Genomic DNA, 21143 nt, shown 5'->3' with positions numbered 1-21143 from the left:
TGTGGCGCTGCGAATGAGTCTTCTGCCTCATGCGCCGCTTGCCATAAATCTGCAACATGCGCGCACTTTGAAAAACCGCCCGCGAGTCAAACGTATGAGTGCCGCAGCCGCCATGGTGGTGTCGCCCGCCGCCGAAAAGCTTTTCCAGGAAAATTCCGATCGCGCGCGCTATGCCCGCTGCATCAAGGCGTCCAAACGGGTGCGCTGGGACATCGACGCCGATGTGTTCCGCGGCCGGACGTTCGACTTTCGCCGCAAGTTCCTGCCCGACGGCCTGACCAAGGTGGACGAGCTCGAGTTCCTCACTGCGGACGAGAAGCGGGCGATGAGTCACGTGCAGGGGCGCAGCTATGCGTGTCTGTTCGGGCTGGTGGAACGATTCATCGGCGCCAAGACGCTCGAGCTCGCCAGCAAGCAGGTGCTGGGCGACCAGGTGGCGCTCGAAGGGCTGGTGCGCTTCAGCGACGAGGAGCTGAAACATCAGGAACTGTTCCGTCGCATCGAAACGGCAATCGCCGCGCGCATGCCTGGCGGTTACGCCTTGATCGCCGATGCCAACGAAGTGGCTCGCAGCGTGCTGAACAAATCCACGTGGGCGGTGCTGGCGCTCACCTTTCACATCGAGCTGTTCACGCAGGCTCACTATCGGGAAAGCCTGGAGCGCGACGACCAGCTGTCGGATCTGTATCGCGACATCTTCCGGTTTCATTGGCTGGAAGAGTGCCAGCACGCGGTCATGGATGAGATCGAGTGGAGCCGTGAGGATCGCAGTCTCACCGCGGCGGAGCGCGACATTGCCGTCGACGATTTCATTTCCCTGCTGCGCACTCTGGATGAAGTGGTGAGCGCGCAGTCCTCGGCCGACGCGGGATATTTCATGCGGCTGTGTGAGCGCAGCTTTTCGCCCGCCGAGCAGCAGCAGATTCGGAACACGATGCTGCGAGCCTATCGCTGGCAGTACATCGTGTCGGGCGCCCAGCATCCGCACTTCATGAAGATGCTGAGCGGCATGGTCACGCGCCAGCAGTTGCAGCGGGTGCAGGCGTCGCTGGCGCTGATGATCGGCGGGCGCACGCATATCTGACGCTTGCGAACGAAGTCAGATCGAGTGCGAGTAAATAAAAGGAGGGCCGACGTCCGTCGGTCCTCCACTCGAATTGCGGATCAGGTCTGGGGAATCGGGCCCAGGTAATCCAGCTTGCCGATCTCCACACCGCCATGACGCAGCAGCGCGTACGTGGTCGTGACGTGGAAGAAGAAGTTCGGCAGCGCCCAGTGGCGCACGAAATCCACCGCCTTGAAGTTCAGCGACGTCCGCGGCGTCTTGACCGTGATGATGCGATTGTCATCGCCATCGAATTGCTGGGGCTTGAAGCCTTCCAGATAGTCGATGGTCTTGTTCACGCGCGCGATCAACTCGGCCATCGTGGTTTCTGTGTCTTCGAACTTCGGCGGCTCGGTGCCGCTCAGACGCGCAGCTGCGCCCTTGGCGGCGTCGCTCGCGATCTGAATTTGACGGGCGAGCGGCAGCATGTCCGGATACAGCCGCATGGAAGCGAATACGTTGGCGTCGAACTTGCGCGCCTCGGCATGCGCCACTGCTTTTTCCAGGATGGCTTTCAGGCTGCGCAAGGAGTGCAGGAATGTGGGAATCGACACGTCGTACAGTGACAGGCTCATGGCGTGGTCTCCAGCCCCCCTGGGCTCTATTGGGTTAGCGCCGCGGATTATAGGTGGGCGGTAACATTCCGGTCTCCGGTCGGCGAGCGGAATATTCAGCGGTCTGGGTCACGAGTCTTTTGCCTGATACCGCGCGTGTCGGACACCTACTGTCTGGCCAGCACCAACGTATCGGCTTCGCGGCCAAGCTCGATCAGTCGCAGTCGACCCTGGTCGTTGCCGATGACGGTGACCGATGCGTGATCCGGACGGACACACACGACAGCGTCGCTTTTCTGAGCGGAGCCGACCGCGGCGTTGATCGCGATGAAGTGAGTGTAGATGACGCAGTCGTGCTGGATGGCGAGCAAGGATTCGATCAGCTGACGGCGCCACTGCAGATAATCGATCGATCCTGCCGGAGCTTTCTCGTGCAGCTGTTGCCAGGTGCCGCGCATCGATGCGATCAGCCAGTCGCGTCGTTCGGTGGCGGCGATCGGCGGTGAGGGAATTTCAGCCACCGAAGGCATCGGCTCGGCGTTGCAGAACCAGATTTGCTCGAGCGGCTGCGCGGTCTCGCGGCAACGGCGCATCGGGCTGCAGTAGAGCTGCAGCCGGGACAACGAGCGGGCCAGCTCTTCAGCGGTGGCTTGCGCTTGGGTCAGGCCGGTGGGGTCGAGGCCCGGATCGGGGTCCTCGCCCCAGGAGGCGGCGGGTTTGGCGTGTCGAACCAGGTACAAACGTGGCATGCCGCCAGTTTGCGTTATTTTTCGGGCGGCTTGTACACGTCGACAGACAGGGTCACGGTCCTGCCCTCGTTCACATTGAGTGCGCCGACCCCGACGACCTTGCGCTCGACTTCCTCGCCACGGTCATTGCGGACCGAGATGACGATCGAATATTCCCACGGCTCGCCTTCCGCCGGATGACGGAATCCACCCTCGACCCGCAAGGCCGAGAAGGTGGCTTTCGCTCGTTGTTCCGCGACGGCCTTGGGATCGAAGCGCAAGTGGTGCTTGCACGCCGGGCAGATGCTCGCGCTTTCGAGAATGGTCGACTTACAGTGCGGGCAGACGCGCGTCTTGCCATAGGCAGCCGCGCGTCCCGAACCTATCGAAGCCATTGCGGTTACTTGCCGCCCTTCTCATCCCAGCCGAATTCGGCGCGGCCGCGCATGCGCGAGCCCGCGGCGACCGTGAGCGAGCCAGCCTTCAGGTCGCCGTTCAGCACGCCGGTCTGCAACAGCTCGACGCGAGTCGCCGCATCGATGTTGCCTTCCAGCTCGCCGCCGACGACGACCGTGTTGGCGCGAACGCTGCCGGTGATCTTGGCGCCCTGCTCGATGGTCAGGTTGCCCTGCACGTGCACGTCGCCCTTGAAATTACCGGCGACGCGGACGTTACCCGAGCCTTCGATCTTGCCTTCGATGGTCAGGCCGGCGGCCAGCACGGATTCCTTAGCATCCGCAGCAACGGCAGCCGAGCGAGCTGCCGGCGCGGGGGTACGGGCTGTTTCGACACTCGCGACCGTGGCCACGGCTTTCTCCGGGGCGGGATCGGGGGTGTTCTGTTCCCTGCCGTACTGATCTTTCCACAACGCCATATCGGCACACTCCTCAAGTTGAACGAGCTGCGGTTAATTACACAGGCTGTTAAAACGTGTCAAACATTCCGACACGAAGCGTCGCGGCCTGGAGACATCACCGCGCCGAAAGGCTGTTCGTGCAGTCGCGTCGTTCAGTTGCGGCTTTTGCGATGCAGGAATACAGACTGTGAAATTGCTCACTCGCAGGCCTATATTCAGGCCGCACAACTCTAAGCCGGTGAGGATTTCTACATGATCAAGCTCACGGTCAATGGCCAGCCACGCGATGTGGACGTGTCGGGGGATACACCACTGCTTTGGGTGCTACGGGATTCATTGGGGCTGACGGGCACCAAGTACGGCTGCGGAATGTCACTGTGCGGAGCCTGCACCGTGCATGTCGAGGGTGCTCCAACGCGCGCCTGTATCACGCCCGTCGAGAGTGTCGCCGGTAAGGCGATCACTACTGTCGAGGGGCTGTCGTCGGATCGCAGTCATCCAGTGCAGAAGGCCTGGATGGAGATCGATGTCCCTCAGTGCGGTTACTGCCAGTCCGGACAGATCATGTCTGCCGCGGCGCTGCTAAAGCAGAACCCGAAACCTACCGATGCCGACATCGATGCGGCGATGAGCGGAAACATTTGTCGCTGCGGCACCTATCCGCGCATTCGCAAGGCGATTCATCGAGCCGCGGCGATCGCGGCGGGCGCGACGGGCAGGGAGGGCGGCTGACATGGCAAGCTCACCTCGCTCATTCATGAACGACATGTCACGTCGCGGCTTCCTCAAATCGAGCGCGACGGCCGCGGGCGGTCTGGTCATCGCCTGTTACTTGCCCGGCTGTAGCAAACCGGAAGAAGTCGCGAAGCAATCCGGTCCGCCGAAGCTGGTCAAGGCCAACGCCTTCCTGCAGATCGGCACCGACGGCTCCATCACGATGTTTTGTGACAAATCGGAGATGGGCCAGGGCGTGTACACCGCGCTGCCGACGCTGCTCGCCGAAGAGCTGGGCGTTGCGCCCACCGCCATCAAGGTTGAATTCGCACCGCCTGGAAACGAATACGTGAACAAGCTGCTCGGCGCGCAAGCGACCGGCGGCAGCACGAGCGTTCGCGAAGCGTGGGACAAGATTCGAATGGCGGGCGCCGAAGCGCGCACTCGTTTGATTGCCGCCGCGGCCAAAGAGTGGGGCGCGCCACCGCAGTCGTGCACGGTCGCCGATGGCTATGTTTTGTTCACTAGCCGTCGTGCTTCTTTCGGCGAGTTGGCCGAAGCGGCCGCCGCGATGCCGGCGCCGCAGAACGTTCAGGTCAAAGGGAGCAACGAGTTCAAATATGTCGGCAAAACATTGCCGAGACTCGACACGCCGTCGAAGGTCGATGGCAGCGCGCAGTTCGGCATCGACATGCGCTTGCCCGGCATGTTGTACGCAGCACTCGCGCAGCCGCCCGAGCTGGGCGGCGCCGTGAAGAGCTTCAATGCCGACAAAGCGAAGGCAATGCCCGGCGTGCGCGAGGTGTTGCAAACATCGTCCGGTGTGGCTGTGGTTGCAGACACCTGGTGGCAGGCGAAGACCGCGCGCGACGCGTTGGATATTCAGTGGAGCCCGGGCGCGACGGCGAAGCTCAACAATGCATCCATCTATGCGGGATTGAAAACGGCCTCGGGCGGCAAAGGATTGGATGTTCGCAAGGAAGGCGACGTCGAGGCGGGTTGGAAATCGAACAGCCGGCGTGTCGAGGCGACTTATGAGCTGCCGATGCTCGCGCATGCGACGTTGGAGCCGCAGAACTGCACGGTCGAGTTTCGCGACGATGGCTGTCACGTGTACGCGCCCACTCAAGTTCAGCAGATGTCACAGGCCGCGGCGGCGAAAGCTGCTGGATTGCCGCCAGAGAAAGTGTTCGTACACACCACGTTCCTGGGTGGCGGCTTCGGTCGCCGGCTGGATGTCGATTTCGTTCCCGCCGCGGTCGAGTGCGCGAAGGCGATGAACAAGCCGGTGAAATTGTTGTGGACGCGTGAAGACGATACGACGCACGACAAATATCGTCCGCCCGCTCGCAACACGCTGTCGGCGGCGTTTGACGGTAACGGCAAGCTGAATACGGTGAAGGTGCACCTGGTCGCGCCGTCCGTGACTGCACGCTGGGCGCCGGGCGCCGTGCCCCAAGGAACGCCCGATCCGTTCGCGATCGAGGCAGCTCACAACTTTCCGTACGAGGCGCCAAATCTGCACATCGACTATGTGCAGCACGAAGTCGGACTGGATGTTGGCTACTGGCGCTCGGTGAGCCATGCGCTCAACTGCTTCACCATCGAGAGCTTCATGGACGAGCTGGCGGCCGAAGCACAGATCGATCCGGTCGAGTTCCGCCGCTCCTTGTTAACCAAGCAGCCGCGTTGGCTGGCCGTGCTCGATGTCGCGGCTCGCAAAGCAGGGTGGGGCAAGCCGCCGGCGGGACGGCATCAAGGCGTGGCTCTGATGTCGGGCTACGACTCCTACCTGGCTCAGGTCGCGGAGATTTCGCTCGAAGGCGACAAGCTCAAAGTCCATCGCATCGTCTGCGCGGTCGACTGCGGCCAGATGGTGAACCCCGGCATCGTTCAGACCCAGGCCGAAGGCGGCATCATCTTCGGCTTGACCGCGGCGCTGTTCAGCGAGATCAACGTCACGAACGGCAAGGTGCAGGAACAGAACTTCGACACGTATCGACTGCTGCGCATGAACGAGTCGCCGGTCATCGAAGTTCACTTGCTCAACAGCGATGAAAAGCCCGGCGGTATGGGCGAACCGACCGTCGCGCTGGTGGCGCCTGCGGTTTGTAACGCGATCTACGCGGCGACCAGGAAGCGGCTGCGCAAGCTGCCGATCGTCAAGCAAGGATTCGTGGTCTGAGCACTCAGCAGCAGCGCGATACTCCGGTCCATTTGCTCTGCTGCTGTTTCATATAGAAGGCGCGTCGGCTCATCGGCGGTGAGCCGGCGTGCGCGTGGGCGTGATGAGCCAGATACTTATCGTAGGCGTCATCGGTGGCGAGCGACCGGATCATGCTCCAGGCCAGGCCCAGGAATGATGTCAGTCGCTGCATGGTTATGTCGCCTCTACCCCGAGCTCGATGGTGCTGATGTGGACATGCGGTGCTTCCGAGTTCGGAGGCACCGGCTGGCCTCGAATAGCGCGCAGGCTAACACGCACCATGTCGGCGATGACAACCCAGAGGATTGCCGACAACAACACTGCGAGTACCGCGTCCAGGCGCTGATTGAAGATCAACTGAGGCGCGACCGCCGCTTGTTCAGGTGTCATCGCGCCGGAGGCCAGCTTGGCCGCCATCTGATTCGCTGCCGATAGGAAGCCGATGCGCGGGTCGTCGGAAACCACTTTTTCCCAAGTGGCCGAGGTCGTGATGATCGCGAGCCACGCCAGCGGCACGCCGGTGACCCAGCTATAGCGCAGCTTGCCCTGCTTGATCAGGATGCCGGTCGCGACGCTCAGGGCGATGCCGGCCAGCAGCTGATTGGCGATGCCGAACAACGGCCAGAGGATGTTGATGCCGCCGTTCGGATCGACCACGCCGATGTACAGGAAGTAACCCCAGCCGGCGACCACCAGGCCGCTGGAGATCAGCACCGACGGGTACCAGGAGGTCTCGCCCATCGGCTTCCATACATGGCTGAGCGCATCCTGCAGCATGAAGCGGCCGACGCGCGTGCCGGCGTCGAGCGTGGTGAGGATGAACACCGCCTCGAACATGATGGCGAAGTGATACCAGATGGCCAGCATGCTCTCGCCGAACGCACTCGAGAAAATACTCGCCATGCCGACCGCCAGCGACGGCGCGCCGCCGGTGCGGGCGAACAACGTCGACTCGCCCATTTCCTTGGCGAGGAACGCCATCTGATCGACGGTCACCGGGAAGCCCCAGCTCGTAATGGTGGTGACCGCCGCCTCGGCGGTCGCGCCGACGATGCCGGGCGCGCTATTGATCGCGAAATACACGCCGGGCTGGAGCAGCGTGGCGGCGATCATCGCCATCACGGCGACCACCGATTCCAGCATCATGCTGCCGTAGCCGATCAGGCGCACATCGCTCTCGTTGCCGATGAGCTTGGGCGTCGTGCCGCTCGAGACCAGCGCGTGGAAACCCGAAATTGCTCCACAGGCAATGGTGATGAACACGAACGGGAATAGCGCGCCGCCGAAGATCGGGCCGCTGCCGTCGATGAACTGCGTGACCGCCGGCATGTGGATCTCGGGCCGCATCAGGATGACGGCCACGATCAGCAGCAGCACGGTGCCGAGCTTGAGGAAGGTCGACAGATAATCGCGCGGCGCGAGCAGCAGCCACACCGGCAGCACGGCGGCGATGAACCCATAACCGATCACGAACCCAGCGAGCGGCTTGCCCTGCAGGTTGAACAGCTCGCGCAGCGCCGGGTGCGAATCGACCCAGCCTCCGCCGACCACGGCTAGGAGCAACAACGCGAGCCCGAGCAGCGATCCTTCGAGCACGCGACCCGGTCTGATATTGCGCAGATACAGACCGATCAGCACCGCGATCGGGATGGTGGCGAACACGGTCGAGGTGGCCCACGGGCTGTGCTTCATCGCATTGACCACGACCAGGCCGAGCACCGCGATCAGGATGATCATGATGGTCAGCGTGCCGAGGATGGCGGCGAAACCGCCGACCGGACCGAGCTCGTCACGCGCCATCTGGCCGAGGCTGCGGCCGTTGCGTCGCGTGGACAGGAACAGGATGGTCATGTCCTGAACGCAGCCGCCGAGCACGCCGCCGACCAGGATCCACAAGGTGCCGGGCAGGTAGCCGAACTGGGCCGCGAGCGTCGGGCCGATCAAGGGGCCGGGGCCGGCGATCGCGGCGAAGTGATGGCCGAACACGATCCAGCGATGGGTCGGCATGAAGTCGCGGCCGTTGTTCAGCCGCAGTGCCGGTGTCGCGCGTGTCGGATCGACGCTCAATACCTTGGCCGCCACCCACGCACTGTAAAAGCGATAACCGAGGCTGTAGATGCACAGCGCGGCCACCACGATCCACATGGCGTTGATGGTCTCGCCGCGATGGAGTGCGACGCCGCCGACCGCAAAGGCGCCGACCAGCGCCACCAGAATCCAGAATGCTTTTCTCAACATCTTATTTCGCCGAGCCTCCAGCCCACCGCGTGCACGCGGGCCGCATGGTAGCTGCCAGCCATCCCCCAATCGAAGTTAAGAGTTGCAGGCTATTCGCCGAACCGGGTCGCGGCGATACCGGCCCAGTCGGTGCAGAACAGCCGGCTGTCGCGCAGCTCGGTCTTGATGATGCCGGTGTTCGGCAGCGGATGGCGCAGGGCGAAATCGGCCGGCACATTGCTCGCCAGCACCGGCACCATGAAGCCCAAGGTCGCGCTGTGCGCGACGATCACGACGATGCCCGAGTCCAGCGCGTGACGGTTCATTAGTTCCCGCACAAACGGCAGGAAGCGGCGCTGCACGTCGGCGAAGCTTTCGCCGGCGCCGTTGCGCGCGTCGAGGTCTTTTTCCATGAACCACTTACGGGTCAGCTCGGCGTAGACCGCGCGGATATCCTGAGTGGACTCGGGTGTCATGCCGAAGTCGATTTCGACCGCTTCGGGCGCGAGCGACAGCGTGAGGGTGTGATCGAACGCCACTGCGTCCGCTGTCTGAATGGCGCGCAGATGGGTGCTGCTATAGATCTTGGTGATGGGCGCGCCACGCAGCGATTCAGCCAGGGCGCGCGCCTGCTCCACGCCCTTGCGCGTCAATGGATAACTCACCCCGCCGTCAGGCACCGTGCGCGGATTGCCGGGAACATTGATCTCGCTCTCGCCGTGGCGGATGAACCAGATCTGCAATGGCGTATCGGCCGTCGACGGCAGTGAAGCGGCGAGCGCAACTGCGCCGGCGAGGCCCACGAATGCACGACGATTGAGCCGCGTGGTGATCATGAGATCCGTGTCTTGCTGCGATGAGGGTGGAATTCCTGGCGTGCTGTTGTACCTCATCGCCATTTTTTGGCAAGTCTGCGGCGGCTCGCGTGCGCATCGCATGAAGCAAATGTGCAATGTGAGATCGTCGATCGAGTGTTGACTACTTTTGCGCCAACGAGCGGAGTATGCTCAGCCGCCAACGAACGTCTCTTGATTCGACCGCTTGATTACCTAACAAAGTTCATCGAGGGAGATCGCGATGGCAGATCAGAGTGTCCGTGGACGATTCGTCTGGCATGAGCTGGTGACGCCGGACGCCAATGCCGCCCATGCGTTCTATGGGAAGGCGATCGGCTGGAAGCCCCAGCCCTGGGAAGAGGATGCTGCTTACGTAATGTTCGCCGCGCAGCGCGGCCCGATCGGCGCCGCCGTTGCAGGCAACGGTTCCGCCCCGCACTGGCTGCCATACATTGGCACCGGCGATATCGACGCGACCATCGAGCTGGCAAAGAGCAAGGGCGGCTCGGTCGTGAAGGATGTAGACACGATGTCCAGCGGCAGCCGCCACGCGGTGCTGCAAGATCCTTATGGCGCGAAGTTCGGTCTGTATGAATCCGCCGAAGACTACGGCAAGATCACGCCACCGCAGCCAGGCGAGCATTCCTGGCACGAGCTCATCAGCACCGACCACGAGGGCGCGTTCGACTTCTACTCCGCCCTGTTCGGCTGGGAGAATATGGTCGAGCACGACATGGGGCCGATGGGCAAGTATCTGATCTACGGCTTCGGCGACGTGCCGTTCGGCGGCATGATGACCATGAAGAGCGGGCCGAGCCCGAACTGGTTGAGCTATGTGCACGTCAAGGACGTGAACCAGACCGCCAAGAAAGTGAAGTCCGCCGGCGGTCAGGTGATCAATGGCCCGATGGAAGTGCCGGGCGGCGACTGGATCGTACAAGCCGTCGACCCGCAGGGCGCGATGTTCGCGGCCCATGCCACGGCGGCGAACATGAAGAAATCAGAAAAGAAGGAGAAGAAGGTGAAGCCTGAACAGTTGAAACTCGATACCGAGACGCCGCCGTCGGTCGTGCAGGATCCGGAAACGCCGGCTGAAGAGCAGGCGCCGCCGGTCGAAACGCCGCCCGCCGCTCCGGCTGAGAAGCCCGCCAAGAAGCGAGCGCCTGCGAAGAAGGCTCCGCCGAAGGAAGCTCCGCCCGCAGAGGCCCCGGCTGAGGAAGCTCCGGCCAAGCGGGCGCCCGCGAAGAAGTCTCCGGCGAAGAAGGCGCCTGCCAAGAAGAAGGCACCCGCCAAGAAAGCGCCGGGCAAGGCACCCGCGAAGAAGGGTGGCAAGAAGAAGTCGAGCAAGAAGTCGGCGGGTAAGACCGCCGGCAGCAAGAAGACCGCGGCGAAAAAAGGCGCGAAAAAAGGCGCCCAGAAAAAAGCCGCGGCCAAGAGCAAGACGCGCTCAGGGGGAAAGAAGAAGGCGGCGAAAAAGCCGCGTAAGGGGAAGTGATCAAACACTCCCAGGGAAGGGACTAGTAACTAGCCTTAGCGATTAGCGCCGGGGTCGTCGAAGGATGTCGACGACCCCGACTTCTATCTGACTTCCACTCGCATCGAGCCGATGCCGCCAATGCCGGCGTCGACGACGTCGCCCGACACCACCGGGCCTGCGCCCGGCGGCGTGCCGGTGAGAATGATGTCGCCCGGATACAGCGTGAAAAATGTCGACGCATATTCGATCAGGCGCGGCACGTCGTTCAGCAGATTACGAGTGTTGCCGCGCTGGCGCGGCTGACGATTCACCTGCAGCCACAGGCCGAGCGCCCCTGGATCTGCAATTTCATCGCGCGTAATCAGCCAGGGTCCGAGGACTGTATGGCCGTCCGGAGACTTGCGCAGGCTGCGCTCCTCCGTGCCTTTGACGGTCATATCCAGCGCCACCGTGTATCCGACGACGTGATCCATGGCGCGCTCGCGACTGACGTTGCGACACCAGGAGCCGATGACGACTGCCAGCTCCACTTCGTGATCGTGCTGCCGGCCGGGCAGGGCGAGCTCGATGCCTTCGGACGGACCGATGACCGAGGTGCTCGCCTTCAGGAACAGGCCATCGCGGTCCAGCGTGCTGACCGGGTAGTCCGCATCGTCGGCGGGCTCGTGATAGTTCTTCAGCGCGCCGAGGATTTTGCTGGGGTTGGCGACCGGGCTTTTCAGCGCGCAGTCGGCCAGATGACGCGGCACGCCGGACAATGCCGCCTGGTCGATCAGGCCGCGTAGCCGGTCGAAACTGCCGATCAGCAGGTCACCCGGGGGGAGCGGCCAGCGCTCGGCGGGAATGGATTCCAGGACGGTGGTCACATCGACGACCATGTCGCCGCGAAGCACACCTACTCTGTCGGTATCGAATCTACATAGACGCATGCGGCCGGCAGCTTCCCCTACGGCGTCCGGCCGTGCAAGAGCCGGCGCATTCGTGTAGAAAGACCGCCTCGCTCACATGGCGGCGATAACTTTCGAAGTTACATAAAGATGAAGAAGGTCACCGGGAAAACCTTTGACGGGCAGCGCGTGGTCCTCGACGGCAAGTCGTTCGTCGATTGCCACTTCAAGGACACCAACCTGGTCATCGAGGGCAATGGGCTCTTCGAGATGCAGAATTGCAAGATCGAAGAAGATTGCCGGCTGGCCGTGGAAGGCCCGGGCCAGGTGCTGCTGCACACCTTGAAGATGATGCTGTACTCGGGCGGCTGGATGTCCCGGGTCGCGGACAACGTGCTGCACGCCGTGAAACAGCCGCCGAAGACGCGCAAGAAATCTGCTGGCTAAACCGCGATCCGCCGCTCGATCATTTTCGTCAGCGCGTACAGGGTCTCGAGGATCGGCGTGCTGACGCCGTGCTTGCGGGCGGCGCGCACCGTGTTGCCCAGGATTGCCTCGATCTCCATCGGTCGGCCGTACTTGTAATCCAGCGCCATGCTGGTGAGGTATGGCTGCATGCCCTGGGTGGTGCTGATGAACTGCTCGACCACCTTCGGGTGCACCGGGTGGCCGGCAGCCGCGGCCACTGCGCAAACCTCATCCATCGCTCGTCGAATGAACGCAGTCGACTCGGCGGTGCCGAGCATGACCGCGGTGTCGAGCATGCCGCCGGTGATCGAAATCGGATTGAATGTCGCGTTCCACACCGCCTTCACCCAGCGCGCGCTCACCACGTCATCGGTCAGCTTGCAGCCGATGCCGGCGCCGTTGAGCAAGGCGGCCAGCCGCTCGCCCGCCGCTGACGCGCCGCTGGGGTAGCGACCCAGGTTCAGCGAACCCATGGTCTGGTGATTCACCATGCCGGGGGCGCTGCGCCCCACGCCGACGATGGCGAGGCCGCTGAGGATCTCGTTCTCGGGAAAGGCCGTGGCGATTTCCGCCTCGATATCCACCCCGTTCTGGATCAGCACAATGACCGTCTTGGGTCCGACGGCCGGGCGGATCAGTGCGGCGCGATCCACGCCTTCCAGCACTTTGGTGGTCAGGATCAGGTAATCCGGAGGCGTCTTGGACTCGGCCACGGTCTTGAACACTGCGTGTGGACAGAACCGATGGTTGCCGAGCAGCGGGCTGCTAATGTCGTAGCCCTCGCGGGAAACTACGTCGTAATCCGACCGACAGACCACTGAGACCTGGGCCCCCTGGCGGGCCAGCGCCGAGCCGAACAGAGCACCGACCGCGCCGGCGCCGACGATGAGGATGGATGTCATGGGCTGAGAATAGCCGCTAAGATCCGCAGCCGCGAAATTTACCCCAACCGGCCACACCGGCCTGACTTTCACCCACCCATGCCCAACTTGACGACTTTAGGCGCCAACGACCTGCGCGCCGTCCACGAAGACATCCGCCGCCGCTACCAGGCTTTTGCCGAGCGCAAGCTGAAATTGAATCTGACCCGTGGCAAACCGTCGTCGAAACAGCTGGACCTGTGCAACGAGCTGCTGAGCCTGCCCGGCGCCGACTACCTGGCCGGTGGCGTGGACACTCGCAACTACGGCGAGCTGCAGGGGTTGGCGGAGCTGCGTGCGCAGCTGGCGCCGATTTTCGGAGTCAGCCCGGACCGCGTGATTCTGGGCGACAACGCCAGCCTCTCGCTGATGCACGATGCGGTCGTGTATTCGATGCTGAAGGGCACGGTCGATAGCGAGAAGCCGTGGTCGCGCGAATCTCGCGTCGCTTTCATCTGCCCGGTGCCGGGCTACGACCGTCACTTTTCCATCTGCGCGCAGTTCGGCATCGAGATGATTCCGGTGCCCATGCTCGAGACCGGTCCGGACATGGACGCGGTCGAGAAGCTGGTGGCCGCCGATCCGCAGATCAAGGGCATGTGGTGCGTGCCGAAATACAGCAACCCGTGCGGCACGGTGTATTCCAACGAAACCGTCGAGCGCCTGGCGAAGATGAAGACTCCTGCGCGCGATTTTCGTTTGTTCTGGGATAACGCCTACGCCGTGCACCACCTGACCGCCGAGCGCGTCGAGATTGCCAACATCGACGAGCTGTGCGCGCGTCATGGCAATCCGAATCGCGCGTTCATCTTCGGCTCGACCTCCAAGATCACGTTCGCCGGCGCCGGCGTTGCGTTGTTCGCGGGCTCGAAGGACAACGCCGCCTGGTATCTGAAGAACATGAGCATGCGGACCATCGGCGGCGACAAGGTGAATCAGCTGCGTCACATCCGTCTGTTCAACAGCAACGGCGGCGTCGCTGCGCTGATGGATCGTCATCGCGCCAGCCTCGCGCCCAAGTTCGAGCAGGTGCTGAATACATTCGAGCAGGCGCTCGGCGATTCTGGCGTTGCGAAGTGGACGCGTCCCAAGGGCGGTTATTTCATTTCGCTGGAAGTGCTCGACGGCTGCGCCAAGCGTGTCGTGCAGCTGGCGAAAGAAGCCGGCGTGGAGCTGACGCCTGCGGGCGCGACACATCCGCTCGGCAAGGATCCGCACGATCGTTTCATCCGCATTGCGCCGAGCTTCCCGGAGCTGGCGGAAGTGACGGAAGCGGTGCAAGGCGTGGCCGTGTGCGTGCTGCTCGCCGCCACCGAGAAGCTGTTGCAGTCGCATGCCAGCTGATCGCAGCGACGCGGCGCTCGAAACGCTCTTCCTGCCATTCAGTGAAGGCCGTCTGCCCTGGCCGACGGGTGGCGCGATGTTTCTTCGCGCACGAGACGGCTGGCCGCTGCGCGAGCGGTCGCTGCCCGGGCTCACTTGTGAGCAAAGCTTCAAGCCCGAAGCAGACGCATTGGCGCAAGCGGGCTTCGCGGTCAACGTCGCCGGCGCGGCAAAAACATACGAGCTGGTGCTGATATTGCCGCCTCGGCAGCGTGACGAGGCGCGTGCGCTGATGGCGCGCGCCGTCGCGATGACCAAGCCGGGCGGTCGCATCATTGTCAGCCAGAGCAATGACGAAGGCGCTCGCTCGAGCGAAGCCGATCTCACGCAGCTCACCGGTGACGTCGAGTCCATGAGCAAGAACAAATGCCGTGTGTTCTGGACGGCATCGCTCGCGCGACTCAACGTTTCTTTGATCGCGCACTGGCAGGAGCTCGATGCGCCTCGACCGATCGCGGACGGTCGTTTCGTGAGTCGTCCCGGAATCTTCGCGTGGGATCGCATCGATGTGGCGTCGGCATTGCTCGCGGAGCATTTGCCATCGAACTTGACGGGCCGCGCTGCCGATCTGGGCGCAGGCTTCGGGTACTTGTCAGCGGAGTTGTTGACTCGCTGTTCCGGCATCAGTGCGCTCGATGCATACGAGGCGGAGAACCGCGCGTTGGAATTGGCGCGCGTGAATCTGAAGAGCTTCGAAGCGCGCACGCCCATCGACTATCGCTGGCACGACGTGGCGGCAGGGCTGCCCGATAGCTATGACGTTATCGTCACCAATCCGCCGTTCCATGCGCAGCGCGCTATCGATCGACCAGACATCGGCCGGCGTTTCATCGCAGTCGCTGCCGATTCGCTGCGTCCCGGCGGCAAATTGTGGCTGGTGGCGAATCGTCACTTGCCCTATGAGAACGTGTTGAGCGAAAGCTTCGACAACGTGCGCACGGTCGTGCAACAGCACGGCTACAAGATCATCGAAGCGGTGCGTGCCAAGGCCGCTCGCAAATCCGGCAGGGCCGCGCGATGAACGAGATAGGTTCAGCAGTTCGCGCCTGCGCAGGGCTGGCGAAGGGCTCGCGATGAAATTACTCAAGCTCATCGCCAATCTCGGCTATGGCAGTCGCAAGGAAGTGCTCGCGATCTTTCGCGAGGGTCGCATTACAGACATCGACGGCGAAGTGCTGTACTCGGACGACAAGGTCGATCATTCGCGCGTCCTCATCGATGGCGAGCCGCTGGATCCCGCGCCCGGTCTGCTGCTGATGCTGAACAAGCCGGTCGGCTATACGTGCTCGACCAGCGATCCTGGCCAGATCGTTTATGACTTGTTACCCGAACGGTTTCGTCGTCGCGATCCCATCGTGGCGACGGTCGGGCGGCTCGATCGCGACACGACCGGGTTGTTGCTGATGACGGATGACGGCAAGTTGCTGCACAAGATCGTCTCGCCGAAATCCAAGCTGCCGAAGATTTATGAAGCGACGCTGGCGCGCGATCTGCGCGGCGACGAAGTGAAAATATTCGCGAGCGGCAAGTTGATGCTCGAATCCGAGCGCGAACCGCTCGCGCCGGCGACGCTGGAAGTGCTCGGCCCGAGACAGGCGAGGCTCACGCTGACTGAAGGCCGTTACCATCAGGCGCGCCGGATGTTTGCGGCCGTCGGCAACCACGTCGAGAAGCTGCATCGCAGCCGCGTCGGTGACCTCGACTTGGGCGCGCTCCCCGAGGGCAGATGGCGTCCGCTCGACGCCGCCGATCGCGACAAGCTGTTCGGGGTGACGGCCGCCTGACGCCGGGCTGACAGTGCCGTCAGCCGGCCCCGCCGCCGCTGTCCATTCCTCGTCGATTCTTGCCCGATTCTGCAAAGGTGGCTTGCCCGCGTGGGACAACGACGCTGAACTATGTTGATAATCAGGCGGTCGAATAGCCTGATTATCGTAGGGCCTGCAGCTATGAGCGCCGCCATTTCCATCCCGAATCCCGCCGTTATCGAGCTCCCCAATCTGGACGAGCAGCAAGCCGAGCTGGCTGCCCTGGTCACCCGGTTGACGCCCCAGGAGGGCATTCATCCGTCCGCCATTCCGGCGTTGACGGTGATTCGCGCCAACGCGCCGTCCGTACCGACGCCCTCGGTGTACGAGCCGAGCCTTTGCATCGTCGTGCAAGGGCGCAAGCGCGCACTGCTCGGCGACGACATCTATTACTACGATGCGTTGAATTACCTCACCGTGTCGGTCACGTTGCCCGCGATCGGCCATGTCCTCGAAGCGACGCCCGAGAAGCCCTATCTGTGTCTGCGCCTCGAGCTCGACGCACGCATGATCGGTGAGCTGTTGTTGCAGGTTGGCCGCAGCGCCGTGCCGCCGTCTACGGACCGTGGCTTGTATGTCGCACGCACCAGTCCGCAATTGCTCGACGCCGTCCTGCGGCTGACGCGCTTGTTGGAACAGCCGCGGGATGCCGCGATTCTCGCGCCCCTGGTGTTGAGGGAAATTCATTATCGAGTGCTCACCGGGGAGTTGGGGCATCGATTGCGCGAGTTGTGCATCGTCGACAGCCAGGTGAATCGCGTGGCGCGCGCCATCGATCTGTTGCGCAAGCGATTCACCGAGTCGTTGCGCATCGAAGACCTGGCGGCGGCCGCGCACATGAGCGAATCGTCGTTGCACCATCGTTTCAAAGCAGTGACGGCCATGTCGCCGATGCAGTTTCAGAAACACCTGCGCTTGCACGAGGCGCGCCGCCTGATGCTCACCGAGGGGCTGGAGGCCGCTGCCGCTGCGCATCGCGTCGGTTACGAAAGCCCGTCGCAATTCAGCCGCGAGTATCGACGCCTGTTCGGCGCTCCGCCGCGACGGGAAATAGAGACGGTCCGCGGCGGCAGACTGCAACCGGCCTGAGTTTTCGAAGAGCGTCACACTCCCGCGCGGCGGCGGTTTGCGTAGAATGGCGCCGTCCCCCAAGGAGTCCGTGCGGAGCCTTTCGATGAGCATGTCATTGCGCGATCAGCTGTTGGCCGCCGGCCTCGGCAGCAAGAAGCAGGCGCGCCAGGCCGAAAATCAGCAGAAGCAGCAGCAACATCAGCAGGCCAAGAATCGCCAGCTGCGTGAAGAGCAGGAGAAGCGGGCTGCCGAGGCGCGCGCCAAAGCGCAGGCGGATAAGGCTGCGCGCGATGCCGAGCTGAACCGCAAACGCCAGGAAAATCAGGACCGCAAGGAGCGCTGGGCGCAGATCAAGCAGCTCATCGAGCAGCATCGGCTGCCCAAGCCGGAGAGCGAGGAATATTTCAATTTCATCGATCGCGGCAAGGTGCGTCGGATCGTTGCCGACAATGCTTTGCGCGAAAAGCTGATTGCCGGCACGATCATGATCGCTCGCTGCGAAGGCAAGTACGACCTGGTGCTTCCGGAAATCGCCGAGCGCATCCGCGAGCGCGACGAGCGCGCCATCGTGAAACTGAACGCCGAAGAAGCCAGGCCGGCCGAAGACGATCCGTACAAGGACTATGTCGTCCCTGACGATCTGATGTGGTAGCTCAGTCGAGGACTTTTCGCGCGCGTTCCTGATAGCGCTGCGCGGACAAGCGCATGTTGTTGTCTTCGACATGGAACGGCGTCTGCGCGATGTACGCGAGTGCGCGCGGGACGCCGAATTGATCGATCAGCGGGCCAATTAACAGAATCCCGCCATAGCGCTGCACGTCCAGATACAGCTGATCGCCTTTATTCCATAACCCGCGGCGAAAGCCCGCGAAGTCTTCCGGCCAGATCATGTCGAGCCGGTTGGCATTGAAGATCGGCGTGCGCACTTCCTTCAGATGCTCGTTGATCCCTTCGACCAGCATCTCGCAGGGCAGGCGCGTGCCCAGATCGCTGGACTCGCAGTCCTTGTGCGGCCAGGACAGGCCGCGGCGCTTGGCCGCTTCCTGCAGGAAAGCGGTCCAGATCAGCTGATCGATGGTTTCCACCACCGGGAATGCATTTCGATATTGCTCGTTCTCGTAGAACGGCCAGTAGTAAGCGGCAGCGCGGATCGGATTGGGGACCTTGGCGCTGAGCAGGCGGCGAGGAAACACCAGCGCGTGATGGTCGGCGTCGTACGTTTCTTTGCCGTCGCTGTCTTTCAGCTCTTTGCTGCCGACGAATTTCACATCGAGCTCGGTGGGCAAGGTGCCGAGCAGATCGCCGAAGGCGTTGGTGATGGCTTCAGTCCGGTAATTCACCAGCGCTTCGAAGCGCTGCTTGCACTGCTCGCGATTGACGCTCTCGCAGGTGAGACCCAACACGGGAAATAGCAGAGTGATACACGCGAGTCCGAGACGCATCATCATTGCAGCCCCCGTCCACCGGCACTGGTCAAGTCCGCTTGGCCACAGACTTGCAGAAACCATGCCGAGGATAAGCAAGCAACGACACGCACGCACGGAAGTTCCATGCGGAAAAAGGCGCGCCAGCGGAGAACCGCCGTGACGAGAAAATCAGCGCGCGAGAATGACTTGGATTAACGCCGCGGAGGAAATAATTGCCGCGGCGATCGAGGCTGCGCTCGAGGACAAACGCAAAGTCGAATGAGACGTTGTCTCAAAATCCGACAACGAGCCCAAAGCCGATGGCGGCGATCAGACACCACTTCAGCACGTAGTAGAGCGGCTTGTGCCATTCCTTGATACGAATGCCGAGCGCGCGGATTTGATACACGTAAGCGAATATATGATTCAGCACGCCGACGTGCTCGCCGGGCACGTTCTGTGTTGCCGCCGCGCGAATCATGCCGTGGCCGACGGTGCGATTAATCCATCGCAACACGGGGTTAGAGATCGGCCGCTCGATGTCGCAGAAAAGAATCACGCGGGTGACGTCGGTACGGTTCTCGGCTTGATGAATGTATGTCTCATCGAACATCACCGCCTCGCCGTCCTTCCAGTAATACTTCTGTCCGTCGACCACGATGTAGCACTCGGGCGAATTGGGCGTGACCAGGCCGAGGTGATAACGCAACGAGCCTGCGAACGGATCGCGGTGAGCGCCGAGGCGAGAGCCGGGCGGCAAAAGTGTAAACATTGCCGCGTTGATGGAAGGAATTTTACCCAGCAGCTCGGCCGTCTTCGGACACAACGCCGAAGCCGATGGCAGGAAGTCGCCGTACCACTTCAGGTAAAAACGCTTCCAGCCGCGCTTGAAGAAGGTGTTGAAGCCGATGTCGTTGTAACCGGAGGCGGCACGGATATGACCTTCGTCGAACAGCTTCAGTGCCTCCTCACGGATCATCTGCCACTGTTCGGTGACCTGTTTCAGTTCCGGGAACTCCCGGATGTCCGCATAGGGCTTGGCTTTGACCGCCGAGAACAAATACATCAGCGCGTTGTAGGGCGCGAGCAGATTGGCGTGATCTGCGACCAGACGCGAGAACTTGTGCCGAACCCGGCCGCGGAACTGGATGAATGTGACGGAGGCCAGAAACGTCACCAAGATCAGCATCCGGGGTGACATGAGCGAGTGGAGCATTGCGCGGAGCTGCCGTGTGAAGTATCTGGTGTTGGGCGGAGGATACCTACCGAAGGCTTGTGAACAAGCCATTGTGGGGAATTGCAGTGTTGACGCTACAGCTCTAATCGCACTCCAGTCCTATACAATGGCGCGTGATGCATTGCAGAGTCTTTTGAACTTGGAGCCATGAGATGAACGAGCGAGTCCCGAATCGGTTACGCCAGGTCCACCAGTTGGGTCAGAGCATTTGGCTCGATGACATCCGCCGCAGCTGGCTGCGCGACGGGCACCTGGCTCGCCTCATCTCCGAGGATGCACTCGCCGGCGTGACCTCCAATCCTGCGATCTTTGCCAAGGCGATCGGCGAAGGTGCGGAGTACAACGACGCTATTGCTGCCCTGGCCCGCGCGGGCAAGAGCATCAACGACATCTACGAGACGCTGGCGCTCGAAGATGTGCAGGCCGCGGCCGATCTGTTTCGTCAGACCTACGATTCGACGGGGGGCGGGGACGGATTCGTGAGCCTGGAGGTTTCGCCGCACCTGGCGGATGACACGCAAGGCACGATTGCCGAAGGGGTGCGTTTGTGGAAGGCGTTCAATCGACCCAACGCCATGATCAAAGTCCCGGGCACCGAGGCCGGCCTGCCGGCGATCACTGACTTGATCGCGGCGGGCATCAACATCAATGTCACTCTGTTGTTCAGCGTCGATCGCTATCGCGCGGTCGTCGATGCGTACCTGACTGGATTGGAGCAGCGGGTGAAGGCGGGGCAGCCCATCGATAAAGTTGCATCGGTTGCGAGCTTCTTCCTGAGCCGCATCGATACGCTGATCGACGCCAAGCTCGACACGATGAACACGTACGAATCCAAAGCCCGCCGCGGCCGCGCCGCCATCGCGAGCGCGCGATTGGCTTATCAGTACTACAAGCAGTGGACCGGGAGTGATCGTTGGCGCGCTCTGGCGGACAAGGGAGCGAAACCGCAACGTTTGTTATGGGCGTCCACTTCCAGCAAAGATCCGGCGTACAAGGACACGATGTATGTGGAGGCGCTGATCGCGCCGAACACTGTTAATACGTTACCGCCTGCGACGGTCGATGCGTTTCGCGATCATGGTGACGCGGGTGTGAGGATCGAGGACGATCTGGCTGAGGCGAAGGAGACGGTGCAGATCCTTCGCAACATGGGCATCGAGCTGAAGGCGGTGAGCGAGCAGCTCGAGCGCGAGGGCGTGAAGAAATTCAAGGAGCCGTTCGACGCGTTGTTTGTTACGTTGGGCAAGAGGGCGGAGAGCTTCAGGAAGTAATA

The 21143-nt window shown here is 62.4% G+C and carries 22 protein-coding genes; 11 read left to right on the top strand and 11 right to left on the bottom strand.

Annotated elements, in window-relative coordinates:
• Positions 1-94 precede the first annotated feature (94 nt).
• A complete protein-coding gene (locus tag EK373_RS02070) occupies positions 95-1084 on the top strand; it encodes a hypothetical protein (RefSeq protein ID WP_198683014.1) in 990 nt (329 codons plus the stop codon).
• 80 nt (positions 1085-1164) lie between these two features.
• On the opposite strand, the gene EK373_RS02065 is transcribed toward EK373_RS02070, so the two are convergent.
• The 4 genes from EK373_RS02065 to EK373_RS02050 all read right to left on the bottom strand — a co-directional run bounded on the left by EK373_RS02065 (position 1165) and on the right by EK373_RS02050 (position 3261).
• Positions 1165-1680 carry a DUF1993 domain-containing protein gene (locus EK373_RS02065; RefSeq protein WP_129641088.1) on the bottom strand — a complete coding sequence of 172 codons (516 nt, stop codon included), beginning with the start codon at positions 1678-1680 and terminating at the stop codon, positions 1165-1167.
• Between the two features lie 146 nt (positions 1681-1826).
• Positions 1827-2408: a histidine phosphatase family protein gene (locus EK373_RS02060; RefSeq protein ID WP_129641087.1), complete on the bottom strand. Its 582-nt coding sequence runs from the start codon at positions 2406-2408 to the stop codon at positions 1827-1829.
• Positions 2409-2422: 14 nt separating this feature from the next.
• Positions 2423-2773 carry a hypothetical protein gene (locus tag EK373_RS02055; RefSeq protein ID WP_407676182.1) on the bottom strand — a complete coding sequence of 117 codons (351 nt, stop codon included), beginning with the start codon at positions 2771-2773 and terminating at the stop codon, positions 2423-2425.
• A gap of 14 nt (positions 2774-2787) precedes the next feature.
• A complete protein-coding gene (locus EK373_RS02050; protein ID WP_129641085.1) occupies positions 2788-3261 on the bottom strand; it encodes a bactofilin family protein in 474 nt (157 codons plus the stop codon).
• 234 nt (positions 3262-3495) lie between these two features.
• Here EK373_RS02050 and EK373_RS02045 point away from each other — a divergent pair, with 234 nt between their 5' ends.
• Together EK373_RS02045 and EK373_RS02040 are read left to right on the top strand one after the other, a co-directional pair.
• Positions 3496-3975 carry a (2Fe-2S)-binding protein gene (locus tag EK373_RS02045; RefSeq protein ID WP_129641084.1) on the top strand — a complete coding sequence of 160 codons (480 nt, stop codon included), beginning with the start codon at positions 3496-3498 and terminating at the stop codon, positions 3973-3975.
• A 1-nt stretch (position 3976) separates the two neighbouring features.
• Positions 3977-6142 (top strand): xanthine dehydrogenase family protein molybdopterin-binding subunit, encoded by a 2166-nt coding sequence (locus EK373_RS02040; protein WP_198683013.1) that lies wholly within the window; start codon positions 3977-3979, stop codon positions 6140-6142.
• 4 nt (positions 6143-6146) lie between these two features.
• On the opposite strand, the gene EK373_RS02035 is transcribed toward EK373_RS02040, so the two are convergent.
• The 3 genes from EK373_RS02035 to EK373_RS02025 all read right to left on the bottom strand — a co-directional run bounded on the left by EK373_RS02035 (position 6147) and on the right by EK373_RS02025 (position 9273).
• Positions 6147-6335: a CstA-like transporter-associated (seleno)protein gene (locus EK373_RS02035; protein WP_129641083.1), complete on the bottom strand. Its 189-nt coding sequence runs from the start codon at positions 6333-6335 to the stop codon at positions 6147-6149.
• 2 nt (positions 6336-6337) lie between these two features.
• On the bottom strand, positions 6338-8401 hold the full coding sequence (locus EK373_RS02030; protein WP_129641082.1) for a carbon starvation CstA family protein: 2064 nt from the start codon (positions 8399-8401) through the stop codon (positions 6338-6340).
• An 89-nt stretch (positions 8402-8490) separates the two neighbouring features.
• Entirely contained in the window at positions 8491-9273 is a 783-nt protein-coding gene (locus EK373_RS02025) for a histidine phosphatase family protein (RefSeq protein ID WP_232830998.1), read from the bottom strand.
• Positions 9274-9457: 184 nt separating this feature from the next.
• Here EK373_RS02025 and EK373_RS02020 point away from each other — a divergent pair, with 184 nt between their 5' ends.
• Complete coding sequence (locus tag EK373_RS02020) at positions 9458-10711, top strand: VOC family protein (RefSeq protein WP_129641080.1); 1254 nt, start codon at positions 9458-9460, stop codon at positions 10709-10711.
• An 83-nt stretch (positions 10712-10794) separates the two neighbouring features.
• On the opposite strand, the gene EK373_RS02015 is transcribed toward EK373_RS02020, so the two are convergent.
• Positions 10795-11622, bottom strand: a complete 828-nt coding sequence (locus EK373_RS02015) for a fumarylacetoacetate hydrolase family protein (protein ID WP_129641079.1) — start codon at positions 11620-11622, stop codon at positions 10795-10797.
• A gap of 108 nt (positions 11623-11730) precedes the next feature.
• Here EK373_RS02015 and EK373_RS02010 point away from each other — a divergent pair, with 108 nt between their 5' ends.
• Positions 11731-12027 carry a hypothetical protein gene (locus tag EK373_RS02010; protein WP_129641078.1) on the top strand — a complete coding sequence of 99 codons (297 nt, stop codon included), beginning with the start codon at positions 11731-11733 and terminating at the stop codon, positions 12025-12027.
• On the opposite strand, the gene EK373_RS02005 is transcribed toward EK373_RS02010, so the two are convergent.
• Positions 12024-12950: a ketopantoate reductase family protein gene (locus tag EK373_RS02005; RefSeq protein ID WP_129641077.1), complete on the bottom strand. Its 927-nt coding sequence runs from the start codon at positions 12948-12950 to the stop codon at positions 12024-12026. The genes EK373_RS02010 and EK373_RS02005 overlap by 4 nt on opposite strands.
• Positions 12951-13028: 78 nt before the next feature.
• Between EK373_RS02005 and EK373_RS02000 the strand changes: the two genes are divergently transcribed.
• From EK373_RS02000 to EK373_RS01980, 5 genes are all read left to right on the top strand, one after another.
• Positions 13029-14312, top strand: a complete 1284-nt coding sequence (locus tag EK373_RS02000) for an aminotransferase class I/II-fold pyridoxal phosphate-dependent enzyme (RefSeq protein ID WP_129641076.1) — start codon at positions 13029-13031, stop codon at positions 14310-14312.
• Entirely contained in the window at positions 14302-15372 is a 1071-nt protein-coding gene (locus EK373_RS01995; RefSeq protein ID WP_129641075.1) for a class I SAM-dependent methyltransferase, read from the top strand. The genes EK373_RS02000 and EK373_RS01995 overlap by 11 nt, the downstream gene beginning before the upstream one ends.
• A 52-nt stretch (positions 15373-15424) precedes the next feature.
• Entirely contained in the window at positions 15425-16135 is a 711-nt protein-coding gene (locus EK373_RS01990; RefSeq protein WP_129641074.1) for a pseudouridine synthase, read from the top strand.
• Positions 16136-16297: 162 nt separating this feature from the next.
• Positions 16298-17245: an AraC family transcriptional regulator gene (locus tag EK373_RS01985; RefSeq protein ID WP_129641073.1), complete on the top strand. Its 948-nt coding sequence runs from the start codon at positions 16298-16300 to the stop codon at positions 17243-17245.
• Between the two features lie 85 nt (positions 17246-17330).
• Positions 17331-17879 (top strand): DUF2058 domain-containing protein, encoded by a 549-nt coding sequence (locus tag EK373_RS01980; RefSeq protein ID WP_129641072.1) that lies wholly within the window; start codon positions 17331-17333, stop codon positions 17877-17879.
• A 1-nt stretch (position 17880) separates the two neighbouring features.
• Here the strand turns inward: EK373_RS01980 and EK373_RS01975 are convergent, their stop codons facing one another.
• Positions 17881-18675 carry a hypothetical protein gene (locus EK373_RS01975; RefSeq protein WP_129641071.1) on the bottom strand — a complete coding sequence of 265 codons (795 nt, stop codon included), beginning with the start codon at positions 18673-18675 and terminating at the stop codon, positions 17881-17883.
• A gap of 250 nt (positions 18676-18925) precedes the next feature.
• Complete coding sequence (locus EK373_RS01970; protein WP_129641070.1) at positions 18926-19849, bottom strand: aspartyl/asparaginyl beta-hydroxylase domain-containing protein; 924 nt, start codon at positions 19847-19849, stop codon at positions 18926-18928.
• A gap of 173 nt (positions 19850-20022) precedes the next feature.
• Here EK373_RS01970 and tal point away from each other — a divergent pair, with 173 nt between their 5' ends.
• The gene (gene tal, locus EK373_RS01965) at positions 20023-21141 is read left to right on the top strand and encodes a transaldolase (RefSeq protein ID WP_129641069.1); all 1119 of its coding nucleotides are present in this window, start codon (positions 20023-20025) and stop codon (positions 21139-21141) included.
• The last annotated feature ends 2 nt before the right edge of the window (positions 21142-21143 follow it).

This window comes from Peristeroidobacter agariperforans, assembly GCF_004138335.1.
GTDB classification, from domain to species: Bacteria; Pseudomonadota; Gammaproteobacteria; order Steroidobacterales; family Steroidobacteraceae; genus Steroidobacter; species Steroidobacter agariperforans.
The sequence above is the reverse complement of the archived record's forward strand: the minus strand, read 5'-3'. Positions and strand labels throughout refer to the sequence as shown.